The sequence below is a fragment of the Occultella kanbiaonis genome (genome assembly GCF_009708215.1).
In the GTDB taxonomy this organism is placed as follows: Bacteria; Actinomycetota; Actinomycetes; order Actinomycetales; family Beutenbergiaceae; genus Occultella; species Occultella kanbiaonis.
This window is the reverse complement of record NZ_CP046175.1, coordinates 4,759,505-4,774,365: the sequence shown is the minus strand read 5'-3', so window position 1 is coordinate 4,774,365 and position 14,861 is coordinate 4,759,505. Positions and strand designations below refer to the sequence as shown.

The window sequence follows — 14,861 nt, the reverse complement described above, 5'->3', positions numbered from 1 at the left end:
CTGACGCGCAACCGGAGCCGACACAGGGCGTGGACCATTTGGGGTCCGCGCCCTTCGCCATTGAGGCGGGCGCTCCGGGACCTGGGGTGATCCGCCCGGACCGGAAGGACACCGTTGAAGATGAATCCCATCCAGAGCGAACGCACCAGCGATCTGCGCGTGCTGCGCATGGAGCCGCTGCCGACCCCGAGCGAGGTGCTCGCCGAGCAGCCGCTGCCGGACGCGGCGGCGGACCTCGTGGCCCGCTCCCGCGCGCACACCCAGGACATCCTCGCCGGCCGCGACGACCGCCTGCTCGCGGTGGTGGGCCCGTGCTCGGTGCACGACCCGGTCGCGGCCGTGGAGTACGCCCACCGGCTCTCCGCGCTCGCGGCGGAACTGAGCGACGACCTGCACGTGGTGATGCGGGTCTACTTCGAGAAGCCCCGCACCACCACCGGCTGGAAGGGTCTGATCAACGACCCCGGGCTCGATGGCAGCTACGACATCCCGCGCGGTCTGCGCCTGGCCCGGACCGTGCTCCTGGACGTTCTCGCCGCGGGCGTGAGCGCCGGGTGTGAGTTCCTCGAGACGACGTCACCGCAGTACATCGCGGACACCGTCAGCTACGGCGCGATCGGTGCCCGCACGGTCGAGTCCCAGGTGCACCGGCAGCTGGCCTCCGGGCTGTCGATGCCGATCGGCTTCAAGAACTCCTCCGACGGTGACGTCCAGGTCGCCGCGGACGGTTGCGTCGCCGCGTCCGCACCACAGACCTTCCTCGGCGTGGACGCGGCCGGCCGGGCCGCCGTCGTCAATACCGCGGGCAACCCGGACTCCCACGTGATCCTGCGCGGCGGTCGGCGGGGACCGAACTACGCCCCGCCCGCGCTCACCGCCGCTCTCGACGTGCTCGAGGCCTCAGCGCTGGTCCGGCGCCTCGTGGTGGACGCCAGCCACGGCAACAGCGGCAAGGACCACGTCCGTCAGGCCGAGGTGGCTCGGGAGCTCGCACAGCTCGTCGCGGCGGGGGAGAGCGGTGTGGCCGGGGTGATGCTGGAGAGCTTCCTGGTTGCCGGGCGCCAGGAGCCGGCGCCGTCCGGGCTCACGTACGGCCAGTCGGTCACGGACGCCTGCATGTCCTGGGACACGACGGAGTCGGTGCTCCGGGACCTGGCCGCCGCGGCGGCGCGGCGACGCGCGAACTGACGCTGCGCCGTCGGGCGGCCTACGAGACCGGCCACGTGACCGGGTGCGGCGACGGACGGAACCGGCGTCGCGCCGTCGGGCCCGACGGGCGACGGCGTCGTCTCACCGCTCGAAGGCGGGTCCGGCCGACGGGTCGGCCCGGAAGGCGAGCGTGTCCGCGAGGCGCTGCCCGGTGGAGTCGGCAAGCGGCTCGGGCAGCGCGTCCACGGCGAACCACCCGACCTCGAGCGACTCGTCGTCGGCGACGCGGGCCTCGCCACCCGTGTGCCGGCACCAGAACGTCAGGTCCAGGTACTGCGCACGATCACCGTTCGGGTAGGTGACCGCGGCGCCGGTGCGTACCGACGTCAACGCCTCCACCCGCGCGCTCACGCCGGTCTCCTCGGCGACCTCGCGCAGTGCGGCGAGCGCGGGCTGCTCGCCGGGGTCGAGGATGCCGCTGATCACGGCCCACCGGCCGGTGTCGCTACGGCGCCCGAGCAGGACCCGGTCGGCGTCGTCGAACACCACCGCGCTCACCCCGGAGAGCCAGAGGAGCTCGGTACCGACGTGCCGTCGTAGGTCCGTGACGAAGTCGGGGATCGGCATGGCACCGATCCTGCCACGGGCACCGGGCCGGCTCCGCACGGTCCGCCGCGGCAGCGGGCGTCCGGCCGATCCTCGTGGCGCCGCTACGATGCCGGACGGGTCCCGGCCGGTGGCCCGAACACTTCGGTGAGGAGCACCCGTGCAGGGCTGGACGTTGTATCGAGACGGCAGGACGATCCGACCGGGTGAGGTGGTCGGCCCGGGGCAGCGGCTGTCCTGGCCGCGCACGATCGGCATCGGCGCTCAGCACGTGGTCGCGATGTTCGGCGCGACGTTCCTGGTGCCGCTGATCACCGGGTTCCCACCCTCGACGACCCTGTTCTTCTCCGCGATTGGGACGTTCGGGTTCCTGCTGATCACCGGCAACCGGCTGCCGAGCTACCTCGGCTCCAGTTTCGCGTTCATCGCGCCGATCGGCGCCGTGATGGGCACGCACGGCATGTCGACGGCGTTGGGCGGCATCCTCGTGGTCGGCGTGCTGCTCGCGCTGGTCGGCGTCGTGGTGCACGTGGCCGGGGCGCACTGGATCGACGTCGTGATGCCACCGGTCGTGACGGGCACGATCGTCGCCCTGATCGGCTTCAACCTCGCCCCGGCGGCCTGGGGCAACGTCTCCGCGGCACCGGTGACCGCGATCGTCACGATCGCCGCGATCGTGTTGATCACGGTGCTGTTCCGGGGCATCCTCGGCCGGCTCGCGGTCCTGCTCGGGGTGCTCGTGGGATACGCCGTGGCCGCGTGGCGGGGCGAGATCGACTTCACGAAGGTGGGGGAGGCGGACTGGGTGGGGCTGCCGCAGTTCACCACGCCGACGTTCGACCTCGCGACGCTGGGCCTGTTCATCCCGGTGGTCCTGGTGCTGATCGCCGAGAACATCGGGCACGTGAAGTCGGTCGCCGCGATGACCGGTGACAACTACGACGCGATCACCGGGCGGGCGCTGATCGCCGACGGCGTCGCGACCACCCTTGCCGGGGCCGGCGGCGGCTCGGGGACGACGACCTACGCCGAGAACATCGGCGTGATGGCCGCCACCCGGGTGTACTCCACCGCGGCCTACGCGACCGCCGCGACCTTCGCGCTGGTGCTGAGCCTGTCCCCGAAGTTCGGCGAGGTCATCAACACGGTGCCGGCTGGCGTCCTCGGCGGCGCGGCTACCGTGCTCTACGGGATGATCGGCGTGCTCGGTGCCCGCATCTGGGTCCAGGCCAAGGTCGACTTCTCCGATCCGGTGAACCTGACCACCGCCGGCATCGCGCTCATCGTCGGCATCGCGAACTACACCTGGGTGGCCGGTGACCTCACGTTCGAGGGCATAGCCCTCGGCACCGCCTCCGCGCTGCTCGTCTACCACGTGATGCGTGCCATCTCCCGGTGGCGGGGCACCGCGGTCGAGCCGGTGCGTGCGGGTACGCCTGTCGACGGCGACTGACGCCGCACCACACACGAAACAGGCCGGCCCCGTGAGGGACCGGCCTGTTTCGTGTTGCTCTCCGAGCGACAATCTGTCGGGGTGACAGGATTTGAACCTGCGACCTCTTCGTCCCGAACGAAGCGCGCTACCAAGCTGCGCCACACCCCGGGGAGCCTCGTCAGGATAGCGGAGTAAGGGGCCCATAGTGAAACCGGCCCGGTGTGCGGACGATCACAGGCCGGGCTGCGGCCACCTACTCGGGTCGGTCGCCGCGAATCAGCGTGCTGCGGTCAGCGTGAGCAGCGTCGCCTCGGGGCGGCACGCGAACCGGACCGGGGTGAATGGGGACGTGCCCAGCCCCGCGCTCACGTGCAGCCAGGAGGATCCGGAGGCGCCGCCGTCGACGTCCGGGCGCACGCCCGGCCAGCCGTGCAGCCCGCTGGCGCGACCACGGTCGAGGTCGCAGTTCGTGACGAGCGCGCCGTAGCCGGGCACGCACAGCTGCCCGCCGTGGGTGTGGCCCGCGAGGATCAGGCTGCAGCCGTCCGCGTGCATCGCGTCGAGGATCCGCACGTAGGGGGCGTGGGTGACGCCCACGCGCAGGACGGGTCCACCGCCGTCGGGCTCGCCCGTCATGGTTCCGCCCGGGTCGCCGGCGTCGGCAGCGGGGTAGCGGTCGCGCTCGAGGTGCGGGTCGTCCACGCCGACGAACGAGAACGTCACGCCGCCCGCCTCGACCTGCGCGCGGGTGTTGGTCAGGTCCGCCCAGCCCGCCGCGGAGAACGCCTGGCCGAGCGCCCGGGCGGGAAGCGGCGGCGCCACGGGCGCGTCCGGGCTCCGGGAGTCGTCACGCAGATACCGGGCCGGGTTGCGCAGCACCGGTTCGTAGTAGTCGTTTGATCCCATCACGAAGGCACCGGGCACCTCGAGCAGTGGTGCCAGGGCCTCCAGCACCGCGGGCATCGAGTTCCGGTGGGCCAGGTTGTCGCCGGTGTTGACGACCAGGTCCGGGCGCAGGTCCGCGAGGGTGCGTAGCCACTCCACCTTGCGCCGTTGGCTCGGGAGCAGGTGCAGGTCGGAGATGTGCAGCACCCGCACGTCCGGCGCCCCGGCCGGCAGGACGCTCGCGGTGACCCGGCGCAGCGTGTAGGCCTGGGCCTCCAGGAGGGCCCAGCCGAGTCCCGCAGCGGCACCGAGGGCACCGATCCCGACGGCGCGGCGCACGGCCGCGCCCGTGGTGCTCAGAGTGTCCCCGGGACGAGCGTCCCCGCGACGAGCCGACGCTGCGGGCGATCAGTCATCGCCGCCACCGTTGCCGCCACCATTGCCACCACCATTGCCACCACCATTGCCACCACCGTTACCGCCGCCATTGCCCGGGCCGCCGCCGCCCTCGCCGCCGCCGGTGTCACCCGGTGGTTCGGGAGTTGCGGGCGGCGCCGGTGCAGGACCCCCGCTGATCACGATCGTGACACCGCTGCCCGGGGTGACCAGGCTGCCGGCTCCCGGGTTCGTGCCGATCACGGACCCCGCCGGCACGGTGTCGTGGTTCTCGGTGGCACCGGTGCGGACGGTGAAGCCGGCACCCTCCAGGATCGACGTGGCGTCGGCCACGGAACGCCCGCCCACGTTCGGCACGGGACGGCGTTCACCGTAGATCTCCCGGTCGCCGGCCTCGGCGAAGCCTGCCACGGGCAGCCCCTGAACGGCCTGGCTCATGTAGTTCTGCCAGATGGGCGCGGACATCGCGCCACCGTAGACGTACTGGTAGTAGCGGCCGTTGATGGTGATGTTCTGCATCGACTCGGTGCCCTCGGAGAAGCCGACCCACACGGCCGACGCGAGCTGGGGCACGTACCCGACGAACCAGGCCGCGGAGTCGTCGTTCGCCGTTCCGGTCTTACCGGCGGAGGGGCGGTCCGGAAGCCGGCTCGGCCGCCCGGTGCCGTCCGCGACGACCTGTCCGAGCGCGTAGTTCATGGCGTTCGCGATGTTCGGCTGGAGTGCCTGCGAGCAGGTCTGCGGCGGGACCGGGAGCTCCTCGCCGTCCGAGTTCTGGATGGACAGGATCGCGATCGGCTCGCAGTACACGCCGCCGGAGGCGTACGTCGCGAAAGCCGCGGCCATCGTCAGCGGCGCGAGCTCGTTCACGCCGAGCGCCATCGAGGGAACCACCTGCAGCTCGAAGCCGTTGTCGAAGGTGCCACCGACAGGAAGGGTCGCGTGGTGCACGCCCATCGCCTGCGCGGTGTTCGCGAGATCGCACAGGTTCATCTGGTTCGCCATGTTCACGAACGCGGTGTTCACGGACTCCTCGGTGGCTGAGAGCACGGTCATCCGGCCGGTGCCGATGCCTTCGAGGTTCTTCGGCTCGTAGGTGCTCGCGTACTCGGGCAGGCACGTGTTCCAGGAGTTGCGGGGGAACGTCTGTCCCTGCGAACCGTCCACCGAGTCGTTGAGGGAGTGTCCGTCGATGAGCCATTGCGTCAGCACGAACGCCTTGAACGTCGACCCGGTCTGGAACCCGCTGGAGCCGCCGTATCTGGTGTCGGCATTGAAGTTCACCTCGGTGGTTCTGGAGGCTCCCTCGGCGGGTTTGCCGTACAGGGTGTTCTGCGCCATCGCGAGGATCTGCCCGGTGCCGGGCTGGACCGTCGAGACGGCGGTCGAGACGCCGGAGGGGTCATCGACGGGGATCGCGTCGGTGAGCGAGGCGTAGGCCTGGGCCTGCATGGTGAGGTTGATCGTGGTGTTGATGGTCAGCCCGCCGCGCACCAGCAGCTGGTACCGCTCGGCCTGGGTCTCACCGAAGACCGGATTGTTCAGGATCTCGGCCTTCACGTAGTCGCAGAAGTACGCGGCGGTGCCGGCGTTCGAGCAGCCCACCGGGGTGTCCGAGCCGTTCAGCATGTCCGCGATCGGCTGCGCCACGGCGGCGTCGTGCTCCTCCTGGGTGATCTTCCCCTGCGCGAGCATCAGCCCGAGCACGGTGTTACGGCCGGCCTCCGCGACCTCCGGGTTGTTGCGCGGGTTCCACTTCGCCGGGTTCTGCGTGATCCGGGCGAGCATCGCGGACTGGCCGAGGGTGAGTTCGGCGGCGCTGACCGAGAAGAAGTACTGCGCGGCGGCCTCGACCCCGTACTGGGACGGGCCGAACTGCGCGATGTTGAGGTAGCCCTCGAGAATCTCGTCCTTCGTGCGGACCTGCTCCAGCGCGATCGCCAGCTTGGCCTCGCGGAGCTTGCGGCCGATGGTGCTCTCCCGCGCGGCCTCGATCGCATCGGGGTCGTTCGCGTTCCGGCCGGCCTCGATGAGCACGTTCTTCACGTACTGCTGGGTCAACGTCGAGCCACCCTGGAGCCCGGAGCCGGTCAGGGTCTGCACCGCGGCCCGGATCAGACCCTCCGGGTCCACGCCGCCGTGCTCGTAGTAGCGCTGGTCCTCGACCGCGATCACGGCCGCACCCATATACGGGTTGATCTCGGACAGCGGCACCACGATCCGGTTCTCGAGGAAGAACGTCGCGAGCCGGGTCCCGTCCGAGGCGTTCATGACCGTCTGCTCGGACAGCTCCTCCGTGCCCAACTCCGTCGGCAGCTCGTCGAACAGCCGGGTGGAGGCGTCCGTGGTCGCGCCGACGGCCGTCACGAAGGGCATCATGAAACCGGCCGAGAGGACGCCACCGACGCCCGCGACCAGAAGGAACGCGAGAAACAGGGAGACCAGTTGTGCCGCGTTGACGGCGCGCGAAGTCGACCGGGAAGGAGGTGCCATGCGTTCTAGGATACGTTGTGCCCCGGGTGTGGCCACCCTCCCGCGCACGGCGGCGCGTAGGGCGCGTCCGAGCACCCCTAGCGGGGAACCGGACACGGGTCGGAGGCCGTCGGAGTGCCGTCCCCGCTCGCGCCTGATGCCACGGGGATCCGCGGCAATCGTCGAACCGGACAGGCTCCGGCGCGACCGACTGCTGAGCCGGTTCCATCCGCCGATCGGCAAGGACTGTCTTTTGTCCGTGCGGAGGTGTATAACTCCGCACATGGGGGGAGTGCTCGAAGTCCTTGTATTTTTCGGGGACGAGAGCCCTCCTGTCGAGTGACTGGCAGGCAGTCTCGTCGTGGAGGTCATTGTGGACGTACGTTTTGATGAGAGTTGGACGTTGCAGGCGGCGTGTGCGCAGAAGTCGCCCGACGACCTCTTCGTGCAGGGCGCGGCGCAGCGGCAGGCACGCGAGGTGTGCTTCTCCTGCACCGTGCGCCTGGAGTGCTTGGTCGACGCGTTGGACAACCGGATCCAGTTCGGTGTCTGGGGCGGCATGACCGAGCGGGAGCGCCGCGCGCTGTTGCGCCGCGCACCCACGGTGGAGTCCTGGCGGATGGCCCTGGCGGACACGGACCGCAACGCCATCAACGAACTGATCAGCCAGAAGTGGCCGGCGACGAAGCCGCGCCGAGGGGCCGATCCGCGCAACAACTGAAGCCAGCCCTAGGATCAGTGGCATGGCTACTTGGGAGTACGCGACCATTCCACTGATCATCCACTCGACGAAGGCGATCCTCGACCAGTGGGGCGCCGACGGGTGGGAACTCGTTCAGGTGGTGCCCGGCCCCGACGGTCAGGGACTGGTCGCCTACCTCAAGCGGGAGAAGGCGTGAGCGCATCGGCGCGCCTCGCCGAGCTCGGGATCGACCTGCCCGACGTCGTCCCGCCGGTCGCGTCCTACGTGCCGGCGCTGCGTCAGGGTGACCTGGTGCACACGTCGGGGCAGTTGCCCATGGTCGACGGCGTGATGGCGCACACCGGCAAGGTGGGCGTGGGCGACGGGCTGGTCAGTCCTGCCGACGCGACCGCGCTCGCCCGGCTCGCAGCCCTGAACGGCCTGGCCGCCGTGGTCGCGCTGATCGGTGGGGTGGACCGGATCGTCCGGGTCGTGAAGGTCGTCGGATTCGTCGCCTCGGACCCGTCGTTCACGGGACAGCCGGGCGTGATCAACGGCGCCTCGAACGTGCTCCAGGAGATCTTCGGTGACGCGGGCGTGCACGCACGTTCCGCCGTCGGCGTCGCGGTCCTTCCGCTCGACGCTCCGGTCGAGGTCGAGCTGACCGTCGAGGTCCTGCCCGACTGACCGTCGATCGGCCAGGCCACCCCGGCTGACTGCCCCCACCCTCGGTTGCCCACCCGACTCGCTCGAGCGCGCTGTTGCCACCGGTTCCGGTCGGCTTGGAACGTGACAAGTGCGCGCTCGCCGAGCCGTGCGGGACGATCGGGGATCGCCGGGGATGGGAGCGGAGCGGGGGCTCGTCGGCGTTGTCCACAGGGGGCACGTGGGCGGGGACCGGACGATGGTGTGCTGGGTCAGTGGCAGGTGTGAGGCAACCGGAGTCTGCGTTGCGGGTCGCGCGTGGGCAGGCGGGGCTGATCACGACTGCACAGTGCGCACGCCTCGGCATCTCCGAGCTGCGGATCGCCAATCTTGTCCGCAGTGGGCTGTGGCACCGGCTCGTGCGGGGTGTCTACGACTGCGGTGAGCCAGCGGTCGGCGATCTTCACGATCACCAGCGGCGCCGGGCTGCGTGGCTCGGACTGCTGGGTGCCGGCCCGGACGCGATCGCCGTCGGCATGTGCGCCCTCGCGCTCCACGGGGTGTGGGGCCTGCCCGCCCGGATCACACCCGAGGTGAGCCTGCCGGGAGGTCGCGGGAACCGCGGTCCGGCGTCGATCCGGGTCCGGCGGTTCGATCACAGGTTCGGCGTCGCCAGACTGCGCGGGCGGGCCGTGGCCGACCTTCGCTCCGCACTGGTCCAGGCGCTGCCCGAGATGGACCGGGAGAGCGCGGTCGCCGTACTCGACTCGACCCTGTTCCGGCGCCAGCTCGACGCCGAGGGTCTCGCCGAGGTCCGCCGTCGGGTTCGCGGCAGGCGAGGCGCCGCGAGGCTCACCCCGTGGTGGGGCCTGGTCGACGGCCGGGCCGAGTCGCCGCTCGAGACGCGTGCCAGGTTGGTGTGCGTGGACGCGTGTCTCCCGCCGGATGACATTCAGGTGGTGGTCACCGACTCACGCGGTGCCTTCGTCGCCCGAGGTGACATGGGCTGGCTCCGCGAGGATGGCTCGTGGGTGCTGGTCGAGATCGACGGCGTCTCGATCCACTCCGCTCCCGAGGCGCTGTTCCGCGACCGGGCCCGACAGAACGCCCTGGCGTCGCGCACGGACACGGTGATCCTGCGATTCACCGCCGCCGACGTCTATCAACCGGCGCTGATCCCACAACAGGTCGCCGCCGCCCTGGGCCGAGTGCGCGGAAGCCCCCGGTCCCTCGTGAGTTGACCGAGGGTTTCCGCGCGCTCGGCGGGTGCGCGGGGGGCCGGGGGTCGCGGCAAGAGGGCTGGGCCGGGGTGGCCGGGGTGGGCAGGGGTGTCGGTCAGCGTCCGCGGTGGGTGAGGCGGTCGATGTCGATGAGGATGACGGATCGGCCCTGCAGCTGCAGCCAGCCCCTCGAGGAGAACTCGGCCAGGGCCTTGTTCACGGTCTCCCGGGTCGCGCCGACCAACTGGGCAAGCTCCTCCTGGGTGAGGTCGTGCGTGACCTTCAGCCCGGCGTCCGTGCGTTCGCCGAACCGGCGGCCCAGGTCCAGCAGTGCCTTCGCGACCCGGCCCGGTACGTCGGAGAAGATCAGGTCCGCGACCTTGTCGTTCGTGCGGCGCAGGCGCAGGGCCAGCGAGCGGAGCAGGTGCTGGGACACCTCGGGACGCGCGTCGAGGATCTGCAGCAGCCCCTGATGGCTCAGCTCGACCATCTCGGTCGTGGCCAGCGCCGTCGCCGTGGCGGTGCGGGGGCCCGGGTCGTAGAGGGAGACCTCGCCGAGGATCTCGCCCGGGCCGAGGATGGCCAGCAGGTGCTCCCGGCCGTCCGGGGCCATGTGGCCGAGCTTCACCTTGCCGGAGCCGATCACATAGAGCCGGTCACCGGCCGAGCCCTCGTGGAAGATCTCCTCGCCGCGCCGGAACGTCAGGGCCTCCATCCGCTCCCGCACCGCGAGATAGCTCTCGTCGCTCAGTTCGGCGAAGAGCGGTGCGGTACGGACCACGGTCTCGTTCATCGAATCTCCCTGTTCGTTGCCCAACGGGCAGGCGTGTGAGGTAAACCACAGTCTGCCACCCGCCCGGACTTGGGGCAGACCGTGACAGGCCCAGCGTGTCCGTGCGCCACATTAGGGCGGTTGCTGGCCCACCGCCAACGCCACTCGGAGCGGCGGGTCGCCTCAGGGCAGCTCGGCGAGCCAGGCGAGCAACAACTCACCCACCTCCTCGGGTGACTCCTCCGGCACGAAGTGACCTGCGCCGTCGACCACTACCCGGCTGTACCGGGCGGTGACCATCTCGATGTCGCGGCGACAGGCGCGTGGTGGCAGGTTCCCGTCCTTGGCACCGTGGAGGGACAGCACCGGTACCGCCACCGGTGCGGAGACCGCGGACCGGAACCGGCGGCCGTCGGTACGCGGCGTGGAGCGCACCAACCAGCGGATCTGTTCCATCGCGCTGTGGGCCACGAATGGCAGCCGCATCGCGTCCGTGTACAGGTCGACGTCCGGGCTCTTCCAACCGGGCGCGCCCCAGGCGTGCAGCAGCCGCGCGACCAGATCGCCGCGGGTGAGCGAGTGCTCCGGGAACCACGGCACCTGGAACTTCGCCAGCCTGCCGATCGTCCCGGCCGGCGCCGCGCGATGGGACCACGAGTGCAGGAACACCGGGTGCGGCGCGCCGACCACGCCGATGGCCCGGGTGACGCGCGGCGCCATGCTCGGCATTGACCACGCCACCTGACCACCGATCCCGTGCCCCACGACCACGGCCTGCGTGGCGCCGAGGGACCGGATCACGCCGCTCACGTCGGCGACCATCGAAGGCGTGTCGTGGCCCGACGGCGGCTTGTCCGACCCGGCGAAGCCGCGCAGGTCCATCGCCGCGACCCGGTAGCCGGCGTCGGCGAGCATCGGCAGTTGCGCACGCCAGGCCCACCAGAACTGCGGGAAGGCGTGCAGCAGCACCACCAGGGGGGCGTCACCGTCGTCAGGGCCGGCCAGCGCCACGTGGAACCGGCCGCCGTTGGCGGCGACCATCCGGTGGGTCCAGGGGCCCTCGCCGAGGATGATCGAGGGGTCGACGGTCACGGGTCCTGAGGCTATCCCAACACCGCGGCAGGCGGGTGTTCACGATCTCGCGCCCGGCGTGGGCGATCGCGAGCACCCGGCCCGCCGGGTCCGGTCAGTCTGCGGCGGGGGCGGTGTTGAGGCCGGTGGAGATGAGGTCCATCACCGAGGTGTCGGCGAGGGTGGTGACGTCTCCGACGGGGCGGTGCTCGGCGACGTCGCGCAGGAGGCGGCGCATGATCTTCCCGGACCGGGTCTTGGGGAGTTCGGCGACCACCAGGATCGAGCGGGGCTTGGCGATCGGGCCGATCTCCTTCGCGACGTGGTTGCGCAGTTCGGCGACGACGTCGTGTCCCTCGCCGATCTCGTCGGCGCGTTCGACGGCCTCGCCGCGCAGGATCACGAACGCGACGACCGCCTGGCCGGTGGTGTCGTCGGAGGCGCCCACGACGGCGGCCTCGGCGACCCAGTCGTGGGAGACCAGCGCCGACTCGATCTCGGTGGTCGACAGGCGGTGGCCGGAGACGTTCATGACGTCGTCGACGCGGCCGAGGAGCCAGATGTTGCCCTCGTCGTCGTACTTGGCTCCGTCGCCGGCGAAGTAGGTGCCGGGGAAGCGGGACCAGTAGGTGTCCTTGAAGCGTTGCTCGTCACCCCAGATGCCGCGCAGCATCGAGGGCCAGGGCTCGTCCAGGACGAGGTACCCGCCGCCGCCCTTGCCGACGGGCTCGCCGGCGTCGTTCCAGATGTCGGCGCTGATGCCCGGCAGTGGGGTCTGCGCCGAGCCGGGCTTGGCGGCGGTGACGCCGGGCAGCGGCGAGATCATGATCGCGCCGGTCTCGGTCTGCCACCAGGTGTCCACGATCGGGGTGTGGTCGGCGCCGATGACGCGGCGGTACCACATCCATGCCTCGGGGTTGATCGGTTCACCGACGCTGCCCAGGACGCGCAGCGAGCTGAGGTCGAACTCGCCGGGGATCTGTTCGCCCCACTTCATGCAGGTGCGGATCGCCGTCGGAGCGGTGTAGAGGATGGTGACCTTGTACTTGGCGACGATCTCCCACCAGCGGCCCTTGTGCGGGGTGTCCGGAGTGCCCTCGTAGAGGACCTGGGTCGCGCCGTTGATGAGCGGGCCGTAGGTCACGTAGGAGTGCCCGGTGACCCAGCCGACGTCGGCCGTGCACCAGTACACGTCCGTCTCTGGCTTGAGGTCGAAGACCACCGAGTGCGTGTAGGCGGCCTGGGTCAGGTAGCCGCCCGTGGTGTGCAGGATGCCCTTGGGCTTACCGGTGGTGCCGGAGGTGTAGAGGATGAAGAGCGGGTGCTCGGCGTCCACCGGGACCGGGGTGTGCTCGGGTGAGGCGTCGGTGAGCGCGTCGTGCCACCACACGTCCCGGCCCTGCGTCCAGGCCACGTCCTGCTCGGTGCGGCGCACCACGAGCACGTGCGCGACGTTCGTCTCGCCCTTGGTGAGGGCCTCGTCGACGGCCGGCTTGAGAGCGCTCGGCTTGCCGCGGCGGTAGCCGCCGTCGCTGGTGATGACCAGCTTCGCGTCCGCATCGGTGATCCGGGAGTACAGGGCCTCGGCCGAGAAGCCGCCGAAGACCACCGAGTGGGTGGCCCCGATCCGGGCGCAGGCGAGCATCGCGATGACCGCCTCGGGAATCATCGGCAGGTAGATCGCGACCCGGTCCCCGGTCGTCACGCCGAGGGCGCCGAGGGCGTTCGCGGCCCGGGAGACCTCGTCCTTGAGGTCGGCGTAGGTGAGGGTGCGGGTATCGCCCGGCTCGCCCTCGAAGAGGATCGCGACCCGGTCCCCGTTACCGGCCTCGACATGCCGGTCCACGGCGTTGTAGGCCGCGTTGAGCTGACCGTCGGCGAACCAGCGGGCCGTCGGTGCCCCGGAGAAGTCGAGGACCTCGGTGAACGGCTTCGACCAGGTCAGGTACGTGTTCGCCTGATCGGCCCAGAACCCGAGCCGGTCCGCGGCCGCACGGTCGTACAGTTCCGGCTGGGCGTTCGCCTGCGCGGCGAACTCCGAGCCGGGTGGGAACGACCGCGTCTCCGAGAGCAGGTTCTCCAGGGCAGGGTTGTGCTGGTCCGTCACGGTTCCTCCGAGCAACATCGACGGTGCATGGTTTCGCGGGTCAGCCTATGCCCATCGCGCAGGCACCGGCGGGCCGGTCCCAACTACGGGACGACGACGAACGGGACGGCCCGGCGCCGAGGCACCGGACCGTCCCGTGGGGTCGGTGGGGATCAGTCGAGTCCGACTGCGGTCTTGCGTCGTTCCTCGCGGCGACCCTGTCGGCGGGCTCCGTGGGAGACCACGCCGGTGAAGATCAGGACGATGCCGTAGGCCACCAGGCGACCGGTCTGGCCGTCGGACAGGAGGTGGTCGTAGATGTTCGTGCCGAACTGCTGGAGCCGCTCGAAGACCGGGGCGGCCTGCTCGTCCAGGAAGTCCAGGACGAAGCGGGGCACGGCGAGGAACGCGGCGCCGACCACCACGCCGACCGAGCCCACGATGATCGAGCCCACCGAGGACCAACGGGCCGCGATGAAGAGCGCGATGAGCGCGAGGATGCCCCCGCCGAGCTCGATGAACCCGGCCACGTTGATCTGGTCGAGATTCGTGTTCTGCGCGTGCGCGATGCGGTCACCGCCGTCGGCGATGAGGTACCACGCGACCGGGGTGAACACGACGGCGATGAGGATGCCCCACCAGTGCGCGCTGGTACGGGACTGCGGGCCGTCGTCCCAGTCCTCGAAGGGGTCGTCCGCCCCGCGGGCCGCGGTCTCGGACGGTGTCACCGGGCCCACGGTGTCCGCCTCGGTGGCGGTGCCGGCCGCGACACCGGCGGTGGTGCCGGCCGCGATGGCGCCGGCGTCGCTGCCCGTGGCGTCGGTCGAGGTCGTGCCGGCGGCCGTCGTGCCGGCCGCGGTGGGGCCGACGGCGGTCGTGCCGGCCTCGTCGGCGGATGCGGCGCTCTCGGCGGAGGGGCGGCCGAACCGGCGCGCTCGCTCGGCGCGGACCGCCTCGTCCTCCTCGCGGGTGGGGGCAGGGGGCACGTCGTCCTCCAGGGGTTCGTCGGCGTCGAGGGCCCGGGGGGTGTCCTCGACGGGGCTGGTCGTGGCGGTCGGGGGCTCGCTCGCGGCGGGCAGGGTCGTCCCGGCTGCGGTCACCGGTTCGGCGGCTGTCACCGGTTCGGCGGCTGTCACCGGTTCGGCGGCGGGCAGGTCGGTACCGGCAGCCTTGGGCTCATCGGCGAGGTCGGTCTCGGAGACCGGCGCGACGGACTCGTCGAGACCGCGGTCGACCGGCTCGGCGGTCGGGTCCGAGGACGCGGCGGGCTCCGCCCGACCGGTGGCCCTCGACGGGCTGGGCAGCACGCCGCCCTGCGTGGGCGCGTCTGGAGTCGCGGTGGTGTCGTCGGCGGGTGCGGGGTTCACCTCGTCCTTGTCACCGGTACTGGGCGGGTCGGTGCTCACTGGATCCTCCAAGATCGTCGTGTGGAGTCACCGTAG

The 14,861-nt window shown here is 71.1% G+C and carries 13 protein-coding genes and 1 tRNA gene; 6 read left to right on the top strand and 8 right to left on the bottom strand.

Features of this window, described 5'->3' with window-relative positions; all coding sequences use genetic code 11:
• Window positions 1-120: 120 nt before the first annotated feature.
• Window positions 121-1,188, top strand: a complete 1,068-nt coding sequence (locus tag GKS42_RS21910; RefSeq protein ID WP_154795749.1) for a 3-deoxy-7-phosphoheptulonate synthase — start codon at window positions 121-123, stop codon at window positions 1,186-1,188.
• 102 nt (window positions 1,189-1,290) lie between these two features.
• Here the strand turns inward: GKS42_RS21910 and GKS42_RS21905 are convergent, their stop codons facing one another.
• Window positions 1,291-1,776 carry an NUDIX hydrolase gene (locus tag GKS42_RS21905; RefSeq protein WP_154795748.1) on the bottom strand — a complete coding sequence of 162 codons (486 nt, stop codon included), beginning with the start codon at window positions 1,774-1,776 and terminating at the stop codon, window positions 1,291-1,293.
• Window positions 1,777-1,915: 139 nt separating this feature from the next.
• Between GKS42_RS21905 and GKS42_RS21900 the strand changes: the two genes are divergently transcribed.
• The gene (locus GKS42_RS21900) at window positions 1,916-3,208 is read left to right on the top strand and encodes a uracil-xanthine permease family protein (protein WP_154795747.1); all 1,293 of its coding nucleotides are present in this window, start codon (window positions 1,916-1,918) and stop codon (window positions 3,206-3,208) included.
• Window positions 3,209-3,284: 76 nt separating this feature from the next.
• Here GKS42_RS21900 and GKS42_RS21895 read toward each other — a convergent pair.
• From GKS42_RS21895 to GKS42_RS21885, 3 genes are all read right to left on the bottom strand, one after another.
• A tRNA-Pro gene (locus GKS42_RS21895) sits at window positions 3,285-3,358 on the bottom strand.
• A gap of 108 nt (window positions 3,359-3,466) precedes the next feature.
• Window positions 3,467-4,414, bottom strand: a complete 948-nt coding sequence (locus tag GKS42_RS21890) for a metallophosphoesterase (protein ID WP_232847792.1) — start codon at window positions 4,412-4,414, stop codon at window positions 3,467-3,469.
• Between the two features lie 69 nt (window positions 4,415-4,483).
• Complete coding sequence (locus tag GKS42_RS21885) at window positions 4,484-6,964, bottom strand: penicillin-binding protein (RefSeq protein ID WP_168217949.1); 2,481 nt, start codon at window positions 6,962-6,964, stop codon at window positions 4,484-4,486.
• A gap of 352 nt (window positions 6,965-7,316) precedes the next feature.
• On the opposite strand from GKS42_RS21885, the gene GKS42_RS21880 reads away from it, so the two are divergent.
• From GKS42_RS21880 to GKS42_RS21865, 4 genes are all read left to right on the top strand, one after another.
• On the top strand, window positions 7,317-7,664 hold the full coding sequence (locus tag GKS42_RS21880) for a WhiB family transcriptional regulator (RefSeq protein WP_154795744.1): 348 nt from the start codon (window positions 7,317-7,319) through the stop codon (window positions 7,662-7,664).
• A 22-nt stretch (window positions 7,665-7,686) separates the two neighbouring features.
• A complete protein-coding gene (sp36, locus tag GKS42_RS21875; RefSeq protein WP_133109685.1) occupies window positions 7,687-7,842 on the top strand; it encodes a Sp36 family protein in 156 nt (51 codons plus the stop codon).
• Window positions 7,839-8,312 carry a RidA family protein gene (locus GKS42_RS21870; protein ID WP_154795743.1) on the top strand — a complete coding sequence of 158 codons (474 nt, stop codon included), beginning with the start codon at window positions 7,839-7,841 and terminating at the stop codon, window positions 8,310-8,312. The genes sp36 and GKS42_RS21870 overlap by 4 nt, the downstream gene beginning before the upstream one ends.
• A gap of 242 nt (window positions 8,313-8,554) precedes the next feature.
• Window positions 8,555-9,511 carry a type IV toxin-antitoxin system AbiEi family antitoxin domain-containing protein gene (locus GKS42_RS21865; RefSeq protein WP_232847791.1) on the top strand — a complete coding sequence of 319 codons (957 nt, stop codon included), beginning with the start codon at window positions 8,555-8,557 and terminating at the stop codon, window positions 9,509-9,511.
• Window positions 9,512-9,605: 94 nt separating this feature from the next.
• Here the strand turns inward: GKS42_RS21865 and GKS42_RS21860 are convergent, their stop codons facing one another.
• From GKS42_RS21860 to GKS42_RS21845, 4 genes are all read right to left on the bottom strand, one after another.
• A complete protein-coding gene (locus GKS42_RS21860) occupies window positions 9,606-10,283 on the bottom strand; it encodes a Crp/Fnr family transcriptional regulator (RefSeq protein ID WP_154795742.1) in 678 nt (225 codons plus the stop codon).
• A 162-nt stretch (window positions 10,284-10,445) separates the two neighbouring features.
• Window positions 10,446-11,354: an alpha/beta fold hydrolase gene (locus GKS42_RS21855; RefSeq protein ID WP_154795741.1), complete on the bottom strand. Its 909-nt coding sequence runs from the start codon at window positions 11,352-11,354 to the stop codon at window positions 10,446-10,448.
• Between the two features lie 94 nt (window positions 11,355-11,448).
• Window positions 11,449-13,458 (bottom strand): acetate--CoA ligase, encoded by a 2,010-nt coding sequence (gene acs, locus GKS42_RS21850; RefSeq protein ID WP_154795740.1) that lies wholly within the window; start codon window positions 13,456-13,458, stop codon window positions 11,449-11,451.
• 134 nt (window positions 13,459-13,592) lie between these two features.
• Window positions 13,593-14,825: a hypothetical protein gene (locus GKS42_RS21845; RefSeq protein WP_154795739.1), complete on the bottom strand. Its 1,233-nt coding sequence runs from the start codon at window positions 14,823-14,825 to the stop codon at window positions 13,593-13,595.
• Window positions 14,826-14,861 lie beyond the last annotated feature (36 nt).

What these genes read in the sequence shown, in the direction of transcription:
- GKS42_RS21860 (WP_154795742.1), bottom strand. Translation starts at nt 10,283, where the DNA reads ATGAACGAGACCGTGGTCCGTACCGCACCGCTCTTCGCCGAACTGAGC.
- sp36 (WP_133109685.1), top strand. Translation starts at nt 7,687, where the DNA reads ATGGCTACTTGGGAGTACGCGACCATTCCACTGATCATCCACTCGACG.
- acs (WP_154795740.1), bottom strand. Translation starts at nt 13,458, where the DNA reads ATGTTGCTCGGAGGAACCGTGACGGACCAGCACAACCCTGCCCTGGAG.
- GKS42_RS21885 (WP_168217949.1), bottom strand. Translation starts at nt 6,964, where the DNA reads ATGGCACCTCCTTCCCGGTCGACTTCGCGCGCCGTCAACGCGGCACAA.
- GKS42_RS21910 (WP_154795749.1), top strand. Translation starts at nt 121, where the DNA reads ATGAATCCCATCCAGAGCGAACGCACCAGCGATCTGCGCGTGCTGCGC.
- GKS42_RS21905 (WP_154795748.1), bottom strand. Translation starts at nt 1,776, where the DNA reads ATGCCGATCCCCGACTTCGTCACGGACCTACGACGGCACGTCGGTACC.